Raw genomic sequence first — 18,403 nt, 5'->3', positions numbered from 1 at the left:
AGGTCAGGGCGCAGCGTCGGCGACGGTGCAATGCTCCTCGACGACGTTGCCGTAGGAGTCGAGCCCCTGCACGCAGGTCATCCCGTCCCGCTGGACCACCTGGGAGGCCACCGTCTCGGCGAGGACCTCGTCGCGGACGGCGGTCGCCGGCTCCGGCGCTGCGGGCGCGGTGCGCGGCGCCTGCGAGGTGGCGCATGCAGTACAGGCCAGCGCCATCGCGCCAACCAACGGTAGCTTTCGCATCGTTTGCCCCCGGTCGTGCAGCCGGTCTTCGGCGACCGTGCTCCCCGTAGGCCGTCACAGCTCGTCCCTTCGCTCAACGCCCCGGACCGGGCCCACGCCGGCGATCTGCAGCTCGAGGCGGCTCCGGGCGAGCGCCTCCACCACCACCGTGCCCTTGCGGGTGGAGCCCCAGCGATCGCCGGGGCGGAGGATGCGGTCGGCGCCCTCGGCGTCCGTGAGCCAGATCGAGCCGCTGTCGCAGCGGACGAAGAAGCCGACCCCCTCCACCTCGTGGGACCAGACCTGCCGCTCTGCCAGCTGGAGGTGGATGCGGAAGACGGGGGCGACCCGGGAGCGGAGAAGCGAAAGGAACCTCATGGGGCGAGGATGTCGCCGACGCGCCGACCGGAACAGATGCAGCCTGCGTTGGCTGTCTCCGGTACAGTTTGCCCGGGCGCGAACTGTGCTCGTCATCGAGCAGGCCGTCTGTGCCGATGCCGCCGATCCGCGGCGGCGGTAGACTTCGCCGATGAGTGCCGCGCCAACGCTCTACGAATCCCTCGCCGATCACCTCGCCTCGCTCGTGGAGGCTGGTTCCCTGCTGGCAGGGGATCGTCTCCCCTCGGTGCGCGGCCTGGCCGCGCAGCAGGGCGTGAGCATCTCCACGGTGCTGCAGGCCTACGTGCTCCTCGAGAGCAGGGGGCTGGTGGAGGTCCGCCCGCAATCCGGGCACTACGTGAAGGCGCGGCTCCACCCGCGGCTGCCGGAGCCGCGGACGCCGAGGGTCGAGCCCGGGGCCCGGGCGGTAACGGTCGCCGAGCGGGTGGGGCAGCTCTACACCGGTCTCGATGGCAGCGCCGGCGTGCTCGGCCTCGCGCTGCCGGACGCCACCCTGCTTCCCGCGCGCCGTCTCGCCCGGAGCATGGTGCGCGCCGCTCGTGCGTCGGGTGAGGCGTCGGTCGCCTACGGGCCGCCTGCAGGGATGCCCGCGCTCCGCCGGGAGCTCGCGCGGCGCTCCGCCTCGTGGGGCTGCGCCATCCCCGCCGACGAGATCCTGATCACCGTCGGGGCGATGGAGGCGCTCCACCTCGCCCTGCGCGCGGTGGCGCGCAGGGGCGAGACGATCGCGGTGGAGTCCCCCGCCTTCTTCGGCGTGCTCCAGCTCATCGAGAGCCTCGGGATCAAGGTGGTCGAGATCCCAGCCCGCGCGGGCACGGGGATGGATCTCTCGGTGCTGGACGGGGTGCTGCGCCGGCGCAGGATCCAGGCGGTGATGGCGGTGCCCTCCTTCAACAACCCCCTGGGAAGCCGGATGCCGGACGGCGCCCGCAAGGAGCTCGCCCGGATCGTCACGCGGCACGACGTGCCGCTGATCGAGGACGACGTCTACGGCGACCTGCAATTCGACGGCGCCAGGCCCCGCCTCGTCCGTTCCTTCGATCGGAAGGGGCTCGTGCTCCTCTGCTCCTCCTTCTCGAAGACGCTGGCGCCCGGCTACCGGGTCGGCTGGATCGCGCCCGGTCGCTACCGCACCACGATCGAGCGGATGAAATTCGCCCAGACGGTCTCGAGCCCGGTGCTGCCGCAGCTCGCGATCGCCGACTTCCTGCAGAGCGGCGGCTACGATCACCACCTGCGCTCGCTGCGCCGGAGCCTGCGGGAACAGGTGGCACGCTACGGCGCCGAGATCGCCGCACGCTTTCCGCCGGGAACGCGGCTCAGCCGTCCGCAGGGCGGCTTCGTGCTCTGGGTGGAGCTGCCGCCGGGAACCGACGCGCTCGCGTTGCAGGAGCGGGCGGTCGCCGAAGGGGCTGCCGTCGCCCCCGGCCCGATCTTCTCGGCGAACGGCGGCTTCCGGAACTGCCTGCGGATCAGCTGCGGCCAGCCGTGGTCCCCGGCGATCGAGCAGGCGCTGGCGAAGGTCGGCCGGATCGCGACGGAGCTGGCCGGCCGCGACGCCGGAGCGACGCGGGCATTACAGTCTTGAGGGAAAAATCATAAAAAATCAGTCGGTTGTGGCGTTCTCGTGCGGATTCCCGCACTAGGCCAGGCCCAGCTCTCCCCTGGAGACTCCTGTCCGCGGACGCTGCATTCCGGGCGTCCGGTTCGCCGGGTCGCAGCTTTGGCGCGTCCCGGTCGGGAGTTCGGATGGGTGCAACAAATTGGGTTGGGCTGGTAGCAGCGCTGGCGCTGGCGAGCGCGTGCGGTAGCGAAGAGTCCCGGCACGTCCACGGCAGCGGCGGATCCGGGGGGAGCGGCGGCGCCGGTGGTACTGGAGGCGCCGGTGGTACTGGCGGCAGCGGTGGTACTGGCGGCAGCGGTGGCACCGGCGGAGCGGGTGGAGCCGGAGGGTCCGGCGGATCGACCGGCGCAATCGACCGCCTCGTCCTGCGGATCTCCCCGGAGATCCTCTGCGACACCGGCGATTGCGCGCTCGCCCGCGTCGGTGACGAGCGCCCGCTGCAGGCGCTGGCCTTCGACGATCGGGGCAGGCAGGTCGACCTGCCCGAGGTGGAGTGGTCGAGCGAAGACGAATCGGTCCTGCTCGTCGAAGACGGCATCGTTACCGCTCGTGGCCTCGGCCAGGCGTCCGCCGTGGTGAGCTGGGGCGATCGCAGCGCCGAGGTGGAGCTCACCATCTATGCACACCGGGTGCAGTCGATCGACCTCGTGCCGCCGGGCCCCTACGCGCTGCAGGCGGGGGAGACGCTGCAGGTGGAGGCGCTGGTTCGCAACGTCTTCGACGAGGACGTGACCGACGAGGTGGAGCTCTACTGGATCGTCGGCAATCCTGCGGTCGCGAGCTTCGACGAGAACGAGGCGGGCAGGCTCGTCGGCTCCGTGAGCGGCACCACGATGATCCACGCCGCCACCTCCGACTTCGAGACCAGCGCGCAGCTCGTCGTCTCCTCGGACGAGCCGCGCCCCGCGGGCTTCGCATTCCGGGACCTCTCGCTCGGGATCGTGCACGGCTGCGGCGCCGACCTGGACGGCGCCCTGTGGTGCTGGGGCTTCAACGGCGATACGCAGCTCGGCATCGGCTATCCCAGCGGGCTCGACGAGCGCTTCCTCGTGCCACAGCCGGTGCAGGTCGAGGCGGAGATGGGGCCGTTCACACAGGTTGCCGCCGGTGAGATCTACAGCTGCGCCCTCGACGAAGCGGGCGCGGCGTGGTGCTGGGGCAACGGATCGGCCGGCAGCCTCGGCGTCTTCGAGAGCTGCGAGGGCGTCTGTGGTACCCCCCGCCCGCTCCCGGTGCTGGGGGATCTCCGCTTCTCGTCGCTCAGCGCGGGGTTCGTCCACACCTGCGGGCTCACCGCAGCAACCGACGTCGACCGGGGTGGTGAGGCCTATTGCTGGGGCGACGACTGGGAGGGGCAGACGGGCACCGCGACGCCCCGCGCCCCGAGCGGCATCTCCGTCCCGATCTGGACGCCGAAGAAGGTCGCCATAGCGGATGACCTGCGTTTCGTGCAGCTCGCGTCGGGGGTGACCAACACGTGTGGCCTCGACGAGGCGGGATCCGTCTGGTGCTGGGGCGGCAACTGGGTGGGCACCCTGGGCGACGGCAGCGAGATCAGCGACGAGGCCCTCGTGCGCGAGCCGGTGCGCATCGCGAGCGATCGCACCTTCGCGAAGATCTCGCTGGGGGTCAGCACGGCGTGCGCCCTCACCGCCGCCACCGACACCGATCCCGGTGGCAGCCTCCATTGCTGGGGTCGCGCCGACCGCGGCCAGCTCGGCATCGCGGTTCCTCGCGGCGCCCTCTCCGAGCCGGTCGCCGTCGCCGAGGGCTACCGCTTCGTCGACGTCGCTGCCTCGTTCGTGAACGTCTGCGGTCTGCTCGAGGACGGCAGGGTGCGCTGCTGGGGCAGCAATTTCTATGGGGAGCTCGGCGACGGCGGGATCGACAATAGCCTCACGCCCAGGCAGGTGATGGGCGATCACCACTTCGAGCGAGTCGTCGGCCGCGGCAACTCGACCTGCGGGCTCACGCCTGCTGGCGAGGCCCATTGCTGGGGCTCGGCCCTCAACGGTGAGACCGCCGGCGGCTTCCTCGGGTACAGCGTGGAGCCCTGGCCGGTGGTCGTCCCCCAGGCGCCGTGATGACGCAGGCGCCGGTGTGGGCCAGGCCGGCCCGCACCGGCGTCTCCGGCTTCAGCCGCCGCGCACGCCCGCGAGGACCCTGCCGTCCACCTCGTCGCCGTACCGGCAGTTCTCGTCGTGGAAGGCCGCGTCCGTCGCGGCCCTGTTCCCGGCGTCCCGCGGATCGGGCGGCCGCTCGTGGCTGTTGACGAAGGTCGCCACGTCCCAGGCCTCCTGGTCGGTGAGGCTGCCGCCCTGGCCCAGCGGCATGTTGTGCTTGATGAAGGAGGCGGCGGTGTCGATGCGGTGCATGCCGGCGCCCCAGTTGTACGAGTCGCTGCCCCAGAGCGGCGGGAAGACGTAGGAGCCCTCCGCCACCTTTCCTTCGCCTTCCGCGCCGTGGCAGACGGCGCACTTCGCCTCGTAGACCGCCTCGCCACGGGCATGGTCGACGCCCTGCGCAGGCGGGGGCAGCGCGGCAAAGCCGCGGCCCTCCAGCTCGACGCCCGTCGGCGCATCGCTCGAGAGCCAGTAGATGTAGCTCATCAAGCCGGCCAGCTCCTTGCTGCCGACCGGCGGCGCCTTGCCGTTCATGCTGTAGAGGAAGCAGCCCTGGATGCGCTCGGCCATGGTGTCGACCTTCTGGGTCTTGGACCGATAGGCCGGATACATCGTCCAGGAAGCCCACATCGGCGCGGCGTTGGCGAGGCGCCCGGCGTCGAGGTGGCAGTTGACGCAGTCCATGCCGTTCTCGGTCCAGGTGCCGCGGAGCTGCTCGGTGTGGAGGAAGAGGTCCCTGCCGTAGCGCACCATCTCGCCGAACGGGCCTGCCGGAATCGCCGACTCGTCGGGGGGCGCGAATGCGGTGTTCGCGGGTGCGACAGCTGCCTCCGCAGCAGGCGGGGGCGGGGCTGGGGGCTCGGCGGGCCTGCGGTCGAGGAGGGAGACGACGACGACGGCGCAGGCGGCGCCGGCCAGCGCGGCACCGAGGGAACGGATGGGCAACATGGCGGCTCTCCTCATTCGGCGCTCGGGGGCTGGTGGGCGAACCACGCGGCGACCGCGTCGATCTCGCGGTCGGTGAGGCGCTGGGCGACGACCTTCATCAGGCCGAGCGGATCGTTCTTCCGCTCGCCTGCCTTCCAGGCCCGCAGCTGCGCAGCGAGATAGGTCGCGTGCTGGCCGGCGATCGGGGGAAAGTTCTCGTCCACGCCACGGCCGCCGGGGCCATGGCAGGTGACGCACGCCGGCACGCCGTTGGCCCAGTTGCCTCGCGTGGCCAGTCGCTCGCCCTCCTCGAGCAGCGCCTGGTCCGCAGGGGCCGGGGTGGCCTTCGGCACGGCCAGGGAGGCGTACCAGGCGGCGACGTTCGCCACGTCGGTTTCGCTGAGCCCGGCGACGATCGGTGCCATCACCGGGGCGCCGCGGGCACCTTCGCGGTAGGCCTGGATCTGCCGCGCGATGTAGGCGGCATCGAGTCCGGCGAGGCGGGGAAAGCCTGCGGCGGCATTTCCCCCACCATCCGGTCCGTGGCAGGCGACGCAGGCCATCGCGCCGTTGCTGCTGCCCTGATCTGCGAGCTTCTTCCCCGCCTCGAGGTCGGATGCTGCCGCCGATCCACCGACCCACGTCATCGCCGCAAGCGCCGCGAGTACGCGGCCCCGGTAACGTCCCATTCGGTTGGCTCCCTGGCTGTGTCCCAATCGGAGCCGTGGGGATGGCGGTGGGGTTCGGAAAAAAGATCGTCCAGGCGCTTGCGCCGGTCCGCGCCGGGGCTATTCCCAGGCCAGGCCCTGCAAGATCGCGCGGATCGCGTGCCTCGCCGAGACGCTGGCTCCACGCGAGCCTCGCGTCAAAGTTCCGTCGTGGAACGAATTCGGCCCCGGCACGGGCCGTGCTTTGCTGGAATCGAATCCACCGAAGGGAGCTCGAACGATGTTCGCGAAGACGACCGGTATCACCCTGGCTGTATGGGGCCTCCTGGCTGCGGGAGCGGCCAGCGCCGAGGCGCCTCCGAAGACGCACGCCGACCACGGCAAGCACGAGCACCACGACCACGGCGCGCCAGCGGGCAAGCTGGTGCTGAACGCCGGAGCGAAGTGGGGGACCGATGCGGCGCTTCGCGCGGGGATGGAGGCATTCCAGCACACGCTCGCAGAGGCGATCCCGGCGATCCACGACGGCAGCTTCACCCCGGCGCAGTACGCGGCGCTGGCAGGCAACCTCGAGAAGCAGCTCGCCTCGATCATGAGCCAGTGCAAACTTCCCCCCGAGGCCGACGCCCAGCTCCACATCCTCCTCGTCGAGTTCTTCGGCGGCATCGAGGCGATGAAGGGCGAGGGCGATCGGATGAAGGGGGCGGTGCGGATCGTCCGCGGCCTCGGCACCTACGGGAAGTTCTTCGAGCACCCGGGCTGGAAGCCGCTCGTGCACGGCTGAAGCCGCACGCCCGGGTCGCGCTCACGCCGGCAGATGATGCGGGCCGGGGCCGCCGTCTGCCGGGTCGGAGTCCCCGAGGTCGTAGGGCAGCTCCACACGAAAGGTAGCTCCCTTTCCCGGCTCGCTGGTCACCGAGATCCGTCCGCCGTGCGCCTCGACGATCTGCTGGCAGAGGAAGAGCCCGAGGCCCAGTCCGCCGTAGTGGCGGGAGGAGACGCCGCGCTCGAACCGCTCGAAGAGCCGCGCCTGGTCGGCAGGGCTGATCCCGATGCCGTGATCCGCGACCTCCACCACCGCCGTCCCCGCCTCGTCGCGCACAGCGACCTCGATCGGCGCGCCGGCGCCGAACTTCATCGCGTTGGAGAGCAGGTGCAGCAGCACCTGCTCGAGGCGGAGGCGATCCCAGCGTCCCGACGAGAGTCCGTTGGAATCGACGTGGACGAGACAGCCGGCGCGCTGGAGTTCACGGGCTGCGCGCCCACAGACGCCTCGGACGAGCCCGACAAGATCGACGCCCTCCTCGCGAACGAGATCGAGCTGGCCCTGCGGGATCTGGGTGACGTCGATGAGGGAGCGGATCAGGCGGCCGAGCTTGCGCACCTGGTCGTCGATCGACTCGACCAGGCGCCCGATTCGATCCTCCTCGTGGTTGCGCGCTGCCACCTCGCGGTCGAGGAGCTGGAGGCGGGCCTGTACCGAGGTGAGCGGCGTGAGGAGCTCGTGCGAGGCGATGGAGAGGAACTCGTCGCGGAGCGCGACCGCCTCCTGTGCCTGCCGGTAGAGCCGCTCCCGCTCCGCCTCCACCTCCTTGCGCGCGGTGATGTCCATGCTCATCCCGACCCACTCCCGCACGCGCCCCTGTGCGTCGAAGACGGGGCCGCCCCGGGCGTCGACGTAGCGGTAGCCGCCATCGCGGCGTCGAAAGCGGAATTCGGTGCGGAAGGGGATCGTCTCGCGGATCGAGTCGGCCCAAGCCTGTCGGACGCGTTCGCGATCGTCGGGGTGGATGTAGTCGATCCATCCCTCGGCCATCGCCTGCTCCCGCGTCTGGCCGCTGAAGGCGAGCCACGTGGGGCTGGGCTCCCCGAGGGTGCCGTCGGGGTTCGCGACCCAGAGGATCTCCGCGGTCACCTCCGCCAGGGCGCGGAAGCGCTGCTCGCTCTCTGCCAGCGCCCGCTCGCGCTCCTTGCGCTCGGTGATGTCGACGGCGATGCCGGCGATCTCGGTGATCCGTCCCTTCTCGTCGCGCAGGGGAAAAGTCGTGACGATCGCCGGTATGCGCCTGCCGTCCCGGGTCTGTACCGTGAGCTCCTCCGACCAGGAGCCGCGCTCGAGCGTATGGGCGATCTGCCGTTGCACCTGCTCGCGGGGAAAGATGGCGAAGGGCTTGCCGAGGAGCTCCTCTGCGGAATAGCCGCTCAGCTCCTCGTTGGCGGCATTGAAGAGCGTCGTCGTGCCGTCGAGCGCGACGGAGGCGATCGGAGTCGCCGAGCTCTCGACGATCTGGGCGAGCCTCCGGAATTCCGCCGCTTCACGGCGTCGCGGAACCCGCCCGAAGAGGGCCAGCAGCCTGCGCTTGATCCCACCCATCCTTTGCGTCTCGGCGTCTCGCGGAAGCGGCCTGCTTCCACCCCCTCGCCGGAGCATGGGGACGGAGCTGGGAGATCGCACGGGTAGGCGGGTTTCACCCGGGTGATATTGACCTCCGTATTTTGCCCGGGTAAAACGTGCTCCCACGAGGTGGCGTCATGGCTGCAACTGGTACAGGCAAGCGGGACTACAAGGGCTTCACGCCGCGGATGGGCGTCTATGCGGTGCGGCACCTGCCGTCGGGGCGCACGCTCCTGGGCTCGAGCCTGCACCTGCAGGGCATCCTCAACCGCCACCGTTTCCAATTGGAGACGGGCGTCCATGCCCAGCAGGCGATGCAGGCCGATTGGCGGCGCGACGGCAGGGATGCCTTCGCCTTCGAGATCCTCGACGAGCTGAAGCCGCTCCCGGATCGCCCGGACCACGATCCGTCGAGCGACCTGGCGGAGCTCGAAGCCCTGTGGCGCGAGCGCCTGGGGCTCACCCCACAGACCACCTACGCCAGGTGAGACAAGATGCAGCGATATACCGGATTCATCGGACAGCGGCAGGTGGCCTCGGGCGACCTGATCGAGGTGGCGCTCGAGCTACAGGCCCACGTGGATCGCGGAGAGGAGGCGCCCGCCATCCTCATCGACGACAGCACCGGCAACGCCGTGGGCACGAGCCTGCACGGGACCCCGGCGCAGCTGCGCGCGCGCCTCGAACGCGAGCAGGCTGGCGGCGCCGAGGAGCCGGAGAAGACGCGCAAGCCCGGCCCCGGGCGGCCGAAGCTGGGAGTGATCTCGCGCGAAGTCTCGCTGCTCCCGCGGCATTGGGAATGGCTGGGCAAACAGCAGGGGGGCGCCTCCGTCACCCTGCGCCGGCTCGTCGAGCAGGCCGGACGGGACGGCGAGGCGATGCAGCGGGCTCGGCGCGCGCGGGATGCCGCCTACCGCTTCATGTACGTGATGGCGGGCGATCTCCCCGGCTTCGAGGAGGCCACCCGCGCGCTCTTCGCCGGCGATGCGAAGAAGCTGGAGCAGGAGATGCGCGCCTGGCCCCGGGACATCCGGGCGCATGCGCGCAAGCTCGTCGAGATCGCCCGGGAGCGGGCGCGTGAAGCCGAGGAAGTCGAGGCCGCGCGCAAGCGCTGATGGATCGCGACGAAGCCACCGATCAGTGCGTGGAGAGCCAGGCGGAGCCGATGTCGTGCAGGATGTCGAGAATGCGCACCTCGGTGAGGAGGAGGAGGGCGAAGGGAGCAAGCGCGGCGGTGACCACGAGGATGAGCCGCCTTCGGGTGACCGGCAGGAATTTCATCCGGCGCATGACGGCGTATGAGGTACCGAGATCCGCGAGCGAGCTGATGTCGGGCGTTCCGAGGAGCTCACGCCTGTCACCGTCGATCCAGCGGCGGTGGAAGCGGCGGTTGTGGTCTGCGGCCAGCGCACCGTAACTCCACCTCGCCTCGAAGTAGGCTTGCCAGAGCGTCCGCGTGAACGCCACGAGCGGTCCGAAGGTCAGCAGGACCGAACCCGCCAGGTAGAGAAAGGCGTGGGGAATGAAGGACTCGATCGGCTCGTCGAGGTAGAGGATCCGGTTCGCGAACGAACCGGCGAGGACCGCGCTGCCTCCGAGCACGACCCACGCGAAACCCGTCGACGGCTCGGAGAGGAATTCCAGGCCGCCCCGTTCATCCGGGTGGGTGGCGACCGGGCGGATCGGGAGCAGCGAGACCCGCGCGAGCAGCACCGCCCAGAGCGCCCAGCGCCAAAGCCAGCGCAGCGCGAGGAATTGGAGCAGCGGGAGCGAGACCAGCGCGTACCAGAAGAGGGCGGGCGTCCGAGACCACTGGAGGCCGCGTGCGCCGACCGGCTCTGCCAGCCCCCAGAGAAAGGCCTGGCTGGAACCCACGGCTGCGATGAGCAGCAGCGCTTCAGGGAGGCTCGCGTCACGCAGCCGCCTCGTCGCCGCCGCGAAGCGCCCGATCGCCGCCTCCTGCCCCGGCGCCCACCCGTCCTGCAGGAAGCGATCGATGCAGCGTTGCGTGCGCCGGTGCAGCGAGGCCTCGGCGAGAAGGAAGCACGGAACCGCGACGAGGAGGCGGGCGTGGCCCGCGATGCTCCGCATCGGGTCGATCCCCCCCGGCGGCGGTGTCTCGAGCAGCGAGAGGAAGGCGACCGGAAGCCAGCCCACCGCGACGGCTGCACCGATCTGGCGGGCGGGATCCCAGCGATCGCCCCGCGCCAATCCCACCGAGCGGAGGAGCCGGTAGAAGGGCCCGCCCCGCACGAGGGAGAAGTCGTCGCGTGGGCCCTCGGCTTTCATCGCTGGCTCTCCACCTCGGTCGGCCATGGAAGGGCCTGGACCATAGGTAGGGCTGCCGGGCAGGAGCGGCACGCACCACGCCCGGGGGCTGCGTCACCTTCCATTACGCGTGCGTCGACTCGGCGAGGCGGTGGCCGCCCCAGAGGACCAGTGTGTCCTCGGCTACCGCCACCGCGTAGCCGAGCGCCCTCGACCGCCCGGCAGCGCGCCGGCGCGCCTCGTACGCCGCCCAGGCCGCCGCAGCAGCAGCGGCAGCGCCGAGCGCCACCGGCCCGAGGGTCGCGCGGCGCTTCCGCGCCGCCCTGCCGGCGACGAATCCCCCTGCGACCATCCGGGCCAGCATCGACGGCGCCTGGGTCCGCGGAGGCAGGAAAGGAAGCTTGTCCGCCAGCATCTCGGCGGCGGCGAGCAGGCCGAGCCCCCGCACCGGCAGCCAGCCGGGAACGGACTTCGAGCCACGTGCCTCGAGATTCCGCAGCAGCACCGCCGCGGGGCCGACGCTCCGCAGGCCCGAGAGCGCACCCATCCCGATCGCCCGCCACGCCATGTGTCCGTTCATCTCCTCGACCTCCTGTTCCACGTCGACGCCGTACCGGCCGACCCCCCGCTGCGCGAAGAACTGCACCGGCTCCGCCGGCATCGGCGGTCCCTCGTGGACCACGTGGTCGGGGCCTACCCTTTCGGCGGGATCGAGGCCGGCGGCGATCCGCCGGAGGCGCAGATGACAGAGCCGGTGCCAGGCCCGCTGGTAGCGGCGCCCGAGGAAGTGGAAGCCGAGCCTGGACCATCGATTCGGAAAGTCGCCGGGCTGCCACGACGCCTCGATCCGAAAGCGCACCTCGCCGGTTTCGTGATCCTTCTCGAGGAGGAACCACTCCCGGCCCCGCTCGATGTGGCCCGCCAGCGTCTCGAAGGAGAAGCCGCGCAGCGTCGCCGTCGCCAGCGAGTCCTCGCGGACCCCGCCGATCGCCACCGGCGCGAGGAAGCGCGTGCCCATCGCCTGGAGCTCGAGCAGCACACGGCGATCGAGCAGGGGCACGTCGTCGCGAAAGTGGGCGAGCACGATCCGCGGATCCGAGTGGTGGATCCGCTGCAGCGCATGCCACAGCCGCTCGTAGGTGCCACCGGGGATGGGCGGGCCTGCGGCCTCGCAGGCGATGAGGGCGCGCGAGTGGATGATGTTCCACCCGTGCTCGGCGGTGAGCTCGGCAGCGGGATCGAAGTTGGGCGGGAGCGCTCGTGCGTCCTCCAGCGCCGCGACGATCTCGCCCTCGTTCCATCGGGTAAGGAATCGCCAATCGGCCACGTCAGCCCCCTCGTGCTTCGAAGGTCGGCTCGTGCATCGATGCCTCCGGTGGCTCGTCCTCACAGGGCGTGGTCACTGCCTGGATGTGGCCGATCACCCCGTCGCCGAAAGCGACCGCCACCCGGTTCACGAAATCGGTCCAGGTGCTCGTCTGCATCACTTCGCCGGTGGCGAGAAATCCGGCGCGGGTGACGCGCCCGCTGGATCGCGCATGGCTGCGGATGTGGAAGATCACGTCGCCATGCCGGTTCCGGTAACACCCGAAGGTGATCCTGCCGGCCTCCGGGTGCCCCGCCTCGGTGGCCAGGGTCAGGCTCTGCTCGCCCAGGTTCGTGACGCGCACCCGCGTCCGCGGCACGCCGACGATGCGCACGTCGAGCTCGTCGCCGAGCTCGAGCGGCAGGTCCCGCCGCTCGAGCCGGGTGAAGGTGACGAGCTCCCGTGGCGCAAACGCCGGGAAGTGGCGGCGGACGGTCCCGACGATCTGCGCGGGCGTGTACCGGCAGTTGCGGATCACCCCCCAATAATCGCGGCGGAGCAGTGGGCCGAACCCCTGCTCGGCGAGGAGCAGCTCGAGGTCACGGGCGTGGCTTCCGCTTCGCTTCCGCATGGGAAAAGAGTGGTGACCTTTCCGGAGAACGGGGAGGTGCCACGATGGAGCTCGAGACGAACCCGGCAAGCGAAGCCTCGGAGATCGTCTACGAGGCTGCGCCCGTCTTCCGGGCCGAGCATGGGGAGAGCCGGATCACGCGGTTGGTGGAGCAGCAGTCGGCCAAGGTGCCCTCGGTCCTCTTCCTCGGCGCAGCGCTCGCGGCGATGTCCGCCTCCTTCGTCCTCGAGCTGGCAGGCAAGCGCCGCGCGAGCGACTTCATCGGCATGTGGCCGGGGCCGATCCTCACCATGGGCGTCTACAACAAGCTGGTGAAGACGTTCGGCGCACGCTGAGCTCGTCTTACCGGTCGAGGATCTCGAGCACGGCCTCCGGCGGCCTGCCGAGCCGGGCACCCTGCGCCGTCACGACGATCGGGCGCTCGATCAGCACCGGGTTGGCGACCATGAAATCGAGGAGCTCCTCGTCGGTCCACTTCGGATCGTCGAGGCCGAGCGCTGCGTACCGTGCCTCCTTCCGGCGCAGGAGCGCGCGCGGCGCGATCCCCAACGCGGCGACGATCTGCGCGAGCTCCGTCCGATCGGGCGGCGTCTTCAGGTACTCGACGACCGTCGGCTCGACGCCGCGCTCCTGCAGGAGAGCGAGCGTCTCCCGCGATTTGCTGCACTTCGGGTTGTGGAAGATCTTCGTCATCCGCCCACTATACGGGAGCAGCCGCGCCTCCTCGCCAGGTGATTATGTTTGAAGACCGGCGCTCGATTCAATGCGAGGAGGCGCCATGTCGGAGGTCCCGGGCTACCACCTGCTGGGCACCGTCCAGGTGACCCGCAACAGCATCCTGCAGCGCGCCGAGCGCGAAACGGACCACCACCGCGTCATCCTCAAGTTGCCGCGGGTGGCGCATCCCGGGCCGCGCGAGCGCGAACGCTACCGGCGCGAGTGCCGTCTCCTCCAGCGGGTCAGCGGAGCGCAGGGGATCCCGCCGACGCTCGGTCTCGACGAGGGGCAGGCAGGGCCGGTGCTGGTGCTCGAGGACGTGGGCGGACGGGCCCTCGCCGAGCTGCTGCAGGAGGGCCCGCTGGAGGTGGGCCGCTGCCTGCAGATCGGCATCGCGCTTGCCGAGACCCTCGCCGAGGTCCACCGGCGCGGGGTCGTCCACAAGGACATCAAGCCCGCCAACATCCTCGTGGGGCCGCAGGGCGAGGTGTGGCTCATCGACTTCGGCGCCGCCACCCTCGAGCACGAAGAGCAGGCGGACTTTCCCTCGGGAGGCGATGCGGAGGGCACCCTGGCCTATATGGCGCCCGAGCAGACCGGGCGGACGGGGCAGGGGCTCGACTACCGCTCCGACTTCTACTCGCTGGGCGTCACGCTCTACGAAGCCTTGACGGGCAGGAAGCCCTTCCAGGGCAGAGACGAGCTCGAATGGTTCCACGCCCACCTGGCGCAGCAGCCGACGCCGCCCCACGTAGTGCGGGCCAGCATCTCGCCCATGGTCTCCCGTGTGGTGCTCAAGCTCCTGGCCAAGTCGCCCGACGAGCGCTACCAGAGCGCCGAGGGATTGGAACACGACCTGGGGCGCTGCCTCGAGGGCTTGCGGCGCGGCAGGCTCCGCTCCTTCACCCTCGGACAGCGCGACCTGCCGGCGCGCATGATCCTGCCCCGGCGGCTCTACGGCCGTGAACCCGAGGTGCGGCTGCTGCTCGACGCCTTCGAGGAGGTCGCCCGATCCGGCAAGGCCTCCCTCCAGCTGGTGAGCGGCTACGCGGGCGTGGGCAAATCATCGGTAGTCGCCGCCGTCCAGCCGCTGCTGCGCTCCCGGTGCAGCTTCTTCCTCAAGGGCAAATCGGATCAGCTGCAGCCGGAGACGCCCTACGCCACGTTGACCCAGGCCTTCGGGGAATTGGTCCGGCAGCTGCTGGGCACGAGCGACCGGGAGCTCGAGCGCTGGCGCCAGCGGCTCCACGAGGCCCTCGAGGGCAACGGGCAGGTGCTGGTCGACCTGGTGCCGCAGCTCGAGCTGATCATCGGCAAGCAACCCGCCGTCCCGGAGCTGCCGCCCATCGAGGCGCAGAACCGCTTCAACCATCTCGCGCTGCGCTTCCTCGGCGTCCTCGGCACAACCGACAAACCGCTCGTCCTCTTCCTCGACGATCTGCAGTGGGCGGATCCCGGCAGCATGCGCCTGCTCTACCAACTGCTCACCGCCCCCGAGCCACCAGCGCTGCTGGTCGCCGGTGCCTACCGCGACAACGAGGTGGACGCGGTCCATCCGCTCACCGTCATCCTCGGGGATCTGCGGCGGGCAGGTGCGAGGCTGCAGGAGATCCACCTGGGGCCGCTCTCCCAGGCCCAGACCGATCGGCTGGTGCGGGACGCGCTGCCCGGCGCTTCCGAGGAGGTGACGGAGCCGCTCGGCGCCGCGCTCTACGAGAAGACGGGAGGCAACCCCTTCTTCCTGCTGCAGCTGCTGGAGGCGCTGCACCGCGACGGGCTGGTCACGCGTGCTACCGGCGGCGGCTGGAGCTGGGACCCGGAGCAGGTGCGCGCCCAGGGCTATTCGGACAACGTGGTGGACTTCCTCGCCGGCCGCCTGCGCAGGCTCGCCCCGTCCCCGCAGCGCCTGCTGCAGCTGGCGGCGTGTGTGGGCAACGCCTTCTCGCAGGAGGTCCTGGCAATCATCTCGGAGCAGCCCGCCGCGGAGGTGGAGCGCACCCTCGAGCAGCCGCTCCTCGAAGGCCTGCTGGTACGCGAGGGTGCCGAGCGGTACCGCTTCCTCCACGATCGGATCCAGCAAGCGGCGCACGCGCTGATCTCGGACGAGGAGCGGAGGGCCGTCCACCTGCGGATCGGCAGGCTGCTCTACGAGCGGCTCGGGGCGAAGGGGGTGAAGGAGCGGCTCTTCGACGTCGTCAACCAGCTCAACGCAGGCGCACCCCTCCTCACCGATCCCGGGGAGCGCGAGGCCCTGGCGCGCCTCGACGCGGAGGCGGGTTGGCAGGCGAGGCGCGCCTCCGCGCACGACGCGGCGGTGACCTACTTCTCCATGGCCCTCCAGCTCTTCCCTGGCGAGATGTGGACGGCGGATCGCGCGCTGGCCTTCCAGCTCCAGCTCGATCTCGCCAGCAGCGAGTTCATGCGGGGGCGGGGCGACGAGGCGCGCCTGCGCTTGCAGGCACTCCTGGCCCGGGACCTCTCCCGGGCCGAGCGCGCCGCTGCCTCGACCCTGCTCTCCAGCTTCCTCTTCGCTGTCGGCGAGGTGGAGCCATCGGTCTCCTGCCTCCTCGATTGTCTCGAGAGTTTCGGGATCAGCATCCCGCGCCATCCCACGTGGGAGGAGGTACTCGAGGCGCACGAGGAGGTGCTCATGCTGCGGCAGGGGCTCTCCATCGACAGCATCGCGCAGCTGCCCCGGGTCACGGACCCGGACACGATAGCGGCGTTGAGCGCGCTCTCCGCGCTCTACTCACCGGCCTATTTCAGCTCGGGCCACCTCTTTCCCTTCTACATCTGCCGGCTGGTGGCGACGAGCCTCCGCCACGGTAACGCCGAGGCCTCGGTCCAGGGCTACCTCCACTACGGCTTCGTCCTGGCGGCCTATTTCGCCAAGCCGAAGGAGGGCCTCGCCTTCGGAAACATGGCGTTCGATCTGCTGGAGCGGATGGGCTTCGCCAGCCTCCGCGCCCACGCCTTCCACGTGCTCAGCCACATCACCTATTGGAGCCGCCACCTCTCCGGTGCGCTGGACCAGGCGCGCAGCGGCATCCACCACGGCGTGCTCACCGGAGCGCTCCAGGAGGCCTGCTTCTGCTGCACGCACGCCGTCACCTACCGCCTCGCCCTCGGCCACGCGTTGACCGAGGTGCACCAGGAGGCGGTCGCGCGCCTGGGCTTCGTGCGGAAGGCGGGCTTTCGGGAGCTCGAGGACCACATCCTCCCGCCGCTCCGCTTCACCCAGCAGATGCGCGGCCTCACCCGCGCCTTCTGCTCCTTGAGCGGCGACGACTTCGACGAGGGAGCGTTCGAGGCACGGCTGACCGAGGAGCGCGCGCCGGCGATGCGCTGCTGGTACTGGCTGGTCAAGCTCCAGTCGCGCTTCATGTGCGGCAGGTACGAGGAGGCGCTCGAGGCCGCCGACCGCGCACGGGGGCTGCTCTGGGCGAGCGCCGGCATGATCCAGCTGCTCGACTACCATCTCTACCGGGCCCTGGCGCAGGCTGCGCTCCAGCGCGCGGCGCCGGGGGAATCGCTGGCCGCGATCCAGGAGCACCACCGGCAGCTCCGCGCGTGGGCGGACGACTGCCCCGAGAACTTCCGCGCACCCGAGCGGATGGTCGCAGCGGAGCTGGCGCGCCTGTCGGGGCGGGCGGAGGAGGCGCTCCATGCCTACGAGGAGGCGGTCGGCGCTGCCCGCGCCGAGGGCTTCATCCAATACGTCGCTCTCGCCAACGAACTCGCCGCACGCTTCTGGAAGGGGCGGGGGATCGTCACCGCCGCGCTGGCCTACGCCAACGAGGCGAGGAGCGCTTATTGGCAGTGGGGCGGCGAGGGGAAGGTGCGGCAGCTCGAGTCCGAGTGGCCGCTTACCGAGGCCGGCGCTGCAGGGACGGACACCACCTCCTCGTCCTTCGACTCGAGCAGCCGTCGCATCGATGCGCTCACCGTGGTGAAGGCGCAGCAGGCGATCTCCGGCGAGATCGAGCTCGATCGCCTCGTGCGCACGCTCTTGCAGGTCGCCCTCGAGAACGCCGGGGCAGAGCGGGGCGCGCTGCTCCTTCTCGAGGGGGAGCGGATCGGAACGGTGGCGTTCTCGGAGGAGGGCCTGCACGCGAGCGAAGACCTCCCCTGGTCGCTGATCACGTTCGTGCGGCGCACGCAGGAGATGGTTCTCATCTCCGACGCCACCGAGTCCCACTCCTTCTCGCACGACCGCTACTTCGAGCAGCACCACGCCCGATCGGTCATGGCGCTGCCGCTGCTCGCGCGGGGGACGATGCACGGCGTTCTCTACCTGGAGAACAGCCTGACGACCGATGCATTCACCCCGGGCAGCCAGACGCTGCTGGGCCACATCGCCACGCAGGCGGCCATCTCCGTGGAGAACGCGCGGCTCTACGAGCAGGCGCGGCAGGAGGTGCGCAGGCGGGACGACTTCCTCGAGATCGCTGCCCACGAATTGAAGACACCGTTGACGCCGCTTCGCCTGCAGATCCAGGGGCTCGAGAGCCTGGCCCGGGCAAGCGCACCGCCGCCGCAGGAGACGCTGCTGCGCCGCCTGCAGTCGGTGGACAAGCAGGTGGAGCGGCTCGGCGGGCTGGTGAAGAGCCTGCTCGAGATCTCCGTGATCAGCCAGGGCCAGCTGGAGCTCGAGCTCGCCGAGGTGGACCTGGTCGCCCTGGTGCGCACGGTTCTCGAGCGCTTCAGCCCTGCCTTCGCCCGCGCAGGCTGCGCGGTGGAGGTGCGCCTTCCCGGGATGCTGGTGGGGACCTGGGATGCGCCGCGGATCGAGCAGGTGCTGGGGAACCTGCTCGCCAATGCGGTCAAATACGGGCCGGGCCACCCGATCGAGGTGACGGTGGAGGGAAGCGAGACGGAGGCGCGCCTCACGGTGACCGACCACGGCGCGGGCATCGCCTCCGAGGACCAGGCGCGCATCTTCGATCGCTTCGAGCGTGCGGTATCGGTCGCCCATTACGGCGGCTTCGGTCTCGGGCTGTGGGTTGCCCGTGAGTTGGTGCGGGCCCACGGTGGAGCGATCGCCGTCCAGAGTGTCCCGGGCCACGGTGCGACGTTCACGGTGACGCTGCCCAGGCGTGGCCCGCTCCACTGAGCGGATCTTT

16 protein-coding genes are annotated in these 18,403 nt (G+C 70.6%); 7 read left to right on the top strand and 9 right to left on the bottom strand.

What is annotated here, in order from left to right; all coding sequences use genetic code 11:
• Nucleotides 1–3: 3 nt before the first annotated feature.
• On the bottom strand, nucleotides 4–243 hold the full coding sequence (locus ACESMR_RS19255) for a hypothetical protein (protein WP_373048742.1): 240 nt from the start codon (nucleotides 241–243) through the stop codon (nucleotides 4–6).
• A gap of 54 nt (nucleotides 244–297) precedes the next feature.
• Nucleotides 298–600, bottom strand: coding sequence for a DUF2917 domain-containing protein (locus tag ACESMR_RS19250; RefSeq protein ID WP_373048741.1), 303 nt, complete (start codon nucleotides 598–600; stop codon nucleotides 298–300).
• A gap of 151 nt (nucleotides 601–751) precedes the next feature.
• Between ACESMR_RS19250 and ACESMR_RS19245 the strand changes: the two genes are divergently transcribed.
• Together ACESMR_RS19245 and ACESMR_RS19240 are read left to right on the top strand one after the other, a co-directional pair.
• Entirely contained in the window at nucleotides 752–2,209 is a 1,458-nt protein-coding gene (locus ACESMR_RS19245) for a PLP-dependent aminotransferase family protein (protein WP_373048740.1), read from the top strand.
• A 161-nt stretch (nucleotides 2,210–2,370) separates the two neighbouring features.
• Nucleotides 2,371–4,329, top strand: coding sequence for an RCC1 domain-containing protein (locus ACESMR_RS19240; RefSeq protein ID WP_373048739.1), 1,959 nt, complete (start codon nucleotides 2,371–2,373; stop codon nucleotides 4,327–4,329).
• Nucleotides 4,330–4,380: 51 nt separating this feature from the next.
• On the opposite strand, the gene ACESMR_RS19235 is transcribed toward ACESMR_RS19240, so the two are convergent.
• On the bottom strand, nucleotides 4,381–5,316 hold the full coding sequence (locus tag ACESMR_RS19235) for a c-type cytochrome (protein ID WP_373048738.1): 936 nt from the start codon (nucleotides 5,314–5,316) through the stop codon (nucleotides 4,381–4,383).
• Between the two features lie 11 nt (nucleotides 5,317–5,327).
• Nucleotides 5,328–5,984 carry a c-type cytochrome gene (locus ACESMR_RS19230; RefSeq protein ID WP_373048737.1) on the bottom strand — a complete coding sequence of 219 codons (657 nt, stop codon included), beginning with the start codon at nucleotides 5,982–5,984 and terminating at the stop codon, nucleotides 5,328–5,330.
• A 259-nt stretch (nucleotides 5,985–6,243) separates the two neighbouring features.
• Here ACESMR_RS19230 and ACESMR_RS19225 point away from each other — a divergent pair, with 259 nt between their 5' ends.
• Nucleotides 6,244–6,747 carry a hypothetical protein gene (locus ACESMR_RS19225; RefSeq protein ID WP_373048736.1) on the top strand — a complete coding sequence of 168 codons (504 nt, stop codon included), beginning with the start codon at nucleotides 6,244–6,246 and terminating at the stop codon, nucleotides 6,745–6,747.
• Nucleotides 6,748–6,768: 21 nt separating this feature from the next.
• Here the strand turns inward: ACESMR_RS19225 and ACESMR_RS19220 are convergent, their stop codons facing one another.
• The gene (locus ACESMR_RS19220) at nucleotides 6,769–8,337 is read right to left on the bottom strand and encodes a PAS domain S-box protein (protein WP_373048735.1); all 1,569 of its coding nucleotides are present in this window, start codon (nucleotides 8,335–8,337) and stop codon (nucleotides 6,769–6,771) included.
• 158 nt (nucleotides 8,338–8,495) lie between these two features.
• Between ACESMR_RS19220 and ACESMR_RS19215 the strand changes: the two genes are divergently transcribed.
• Together ACESMR_RS19215 and ACESMR_RS19210 are read left to right on the top strand one after the other, a co-directional pair.
• The gene (locus ACESMR_RS19215) at nucleotides 8,496–8,846 is read left to right on the top strand and encodes a GIY-YIG nuclease family protein (protein ID WP_373048734.1); all 351 of its coding nucleotides are present in this window, start codon (nucleotides 8,496–8,498) and stop codon (nucleotides 8,844–8,846) included.
• A 6-nt stretch (nucleotides 8,847–8,852) separates the two neighbouring features.
• Nucleotides 8,853–9,473: a DUF2239 family protein gene (locus ACESMR_RS19210; protein WP_373048733.1), complete on the top strand. Its 621-nt coding sequence runs from the start codon at nucleotides 8,853–8,855 to the stop codon at nucleotides 9,471–9,473.
• 22 nt (nucleotides 9,474–9,495) lie between these two features.
• Here the strand turns inward: ACESMR_RS19210 and ACESMR_RS19205 are convergent, their stop codons facing one another.
• The 3 genes from ACESMR_RS19205 to ACESMR_RS19195 all read right to left on the bottom strand — a co-directional run bounded on the left by ACESMR_RS19205 (nucleotide 9,496) and on the right by ACESMR_RS19195 (nucleotide 12,563).
• Nucleotides 9,496–10,647 (bottom strand): hypothetical protein, encoded by a 1,152-nt coding sequence (locus tag ACESMR_RS19205; protein ID WP_373048732.1) that lies wholly within the window; start codon nucleotides 10,645–10,647, stop codon nucleotides 9,496–9,498.
• Between the two features lie 103 nt (nucleotides 10,648–10,750).
• Nucleotides 10,751–11,953, bottom strand: coding sequence for a DUF1990 family protein (locus ACESMR_RS19200; protein WP_373048731.1), 1,203 nt, complete (start codon nucleotides 11,951–11,953; stop codon nucleotides 10,751–10,753).
• A gap of 1 nt (nucleotide 11,954) precedes the next feature.
• Nucleotides 11,955–12,563, bottom strand: coding sequence for a DUF1990 family protein (locus ACESMR_RS19195; RefSeq protein WP_373048730.1), 609 nt, complete (start codon nucleotides 12,561–12,563; stop codon nucleotides 11,955–11,957).
• 44 nt (nucleotides 12,564–12,607) lie between these two features.
• Between ACESMR_RS19195 and ACESMR_RS19190 the strand changes: the two genes are divergently transcribed.
• Nucleotides 12,608–12,898, top strand: a complete 291-nt coding sequence (locus ACESMR_RS19190; RefSeq protein ID WP_373048729.1) for a hypothetical protein — start codon at nucleotides 12,608–12,610, stop codon at nucleotides 12,896–12,898.
• A 7-nt stretch (nucleotides 12,899–12,905) separates the two neighbouring features.
• Here ACESMR_RS19190 and arsC read toward each other — a convergent pair whose 3' ends face one another.
• Complete coding sequence (gene arsC, locus ACESMR_RS19185) at nucleotides 12,906–13,256, bottom strand: arsenate reductase (glutaredoxin) (RefSeq protein WP_373048728.1); 351 nt, start codon at nucleotides 13,254–13,256, stop codon at nucleotides 12,906–12,908.
• A gap of 85 nt (nucleotides 13,257–13,341) precedes the next feature.
• Here arsC and ACESMR_RS19180 point away from each other — a divergent pair, with 85 nt between their 5' ends.
• Nucleotides 13,342–18,393 (top strand): AAA family ATPase, encoded by a 5,052-nt coding sequence (locus ACESMR_RS19180; RefSeq protein ID WP_373048727.1) that lies wholly within the window; start codon nucleotides 13,342–13,344, stop codon nucleotides 18,391–18,393.
• The last annotated feature ends 10 nt before the right edge of the window (nucleotides 18,394–18,403 follow it).

The sequence above is a fragment of the Vulgatibacter sp. genome (genome assembly GCF_041687135.1).
In the GTDB taxonomy this organism is placed as follows: Bacteria; Myxococcota; Myxococcia; order Myxococcales; family Vulgatibacteraceae; genus JAWLCN01.
Note: the sequence above shows the minus strand (reverse complement) of the source record. Positions and strands in the feature narration are given on the sequence as shown.

Coding starts and splice junctions, on each gene's coding strand:
- ACESMR_RS19215 (WP_373048734.1), top strand. CDS start 8,496: ATGGCTGCAACTGGTACAGGCAAGCGGGACTACAAGGGCTTCACGCCG.
- ACESMR_RS19255 (WP_373048742.1), bottom strand. CDS start 243: ATGCGAAAGCTACCGTTGGTTGGCGCGATGGCGCTGGCCTGTACTGCA.
- ACESMR_RS19230 (WP_373048737.1), bottom strand. CDS start 5,984: ATGGGACGTTACCGGGGCCGCGTACTCGCGGCGCTTGCGGCGATGACG.
- ACESMR_RS19245 (WP_373048740.1), top strand. CDS start 752: ATGAGTGCCGCGCCAACGCTCTACGAATCCCTCGCCGATCACCTCGCC.
- ACESMR_RS19220 (WP_373048735.1), bottom strand. CDS start 8,337: ATGGGTGGGATCAAGCGCAGGCTGCTGGCCCTCTTCGGGCGGGTTCCG.
- ACESMR_RS19210 (WP_373048733.1), top strand. CDS start 8,853: ATGCAGCGATATACCGGATTCATCGGACAGCGGCAGGTGGCCTCGGGC.
- ACESMR_RS19240 (WP_373048739.1), top strand. CDS start 2,371: ATGGGTGCAACAAATTGGGTTGGGCTGGTAGCAGCGCTGGCGCTGGCG.
- ACESMR_RS19195 (WP_373048730.1), bottom strand. CDS start 12,563: ATGCGGAAGCGAAGCGGAAGCCACGCCCGTGACCTCGAGCTGCTCCTC.
- ACESMR_RS19205 (WP_373048732.1), bottom strand. CDS start 10,647: ATGAAAGCCGAGGGCCCACGCGACGACTTCTCCCTCGTGCGGGGCGGG.
- ACESMR_RS19180 (WP_373048727.1), top strand. CDS start 13,342: ATGTCGGAGGTCCCGGGCTACCACCTGCTGGGCACCGTCCAGGTGACC.
- ACESMR_RS19235 (WP_373048738.1), bottom strand. CDS start 5,316: ATGTTGCCCATCCGTTCCCTCGGTGCCGCGCTGGCCGGCGCCGCCTGC.
- ACESMR_RS19225 (WP_373048736.1), top strand. CDS start 6,244: ATGTTCGCGAAGACGACCGGTATCACCCTGGCTGTATGGGGCCTCCTG.
- arsC (WP_373048728.1), bottom strand. CDS start 13,256: ATGACGAAGATCTTCCACAACCCGAAGTGCAGCAAATCGCGGGAGACG.
- ACESMR_RS19250 (WP_373048741.1), bottom strand. CDS start 600: ATGAGGTTCCTTTCGCTTCTCCGCTCCCGGGTCGCCCCCGTCTTCCGC.
- ACESMR_RS19190 (WP_373048729.1), top strand. CDS start 12,608: ATGGAGCTCGAGACGAACCCGGCAAGCGAAGCCTCGGAGATCGTCTAC.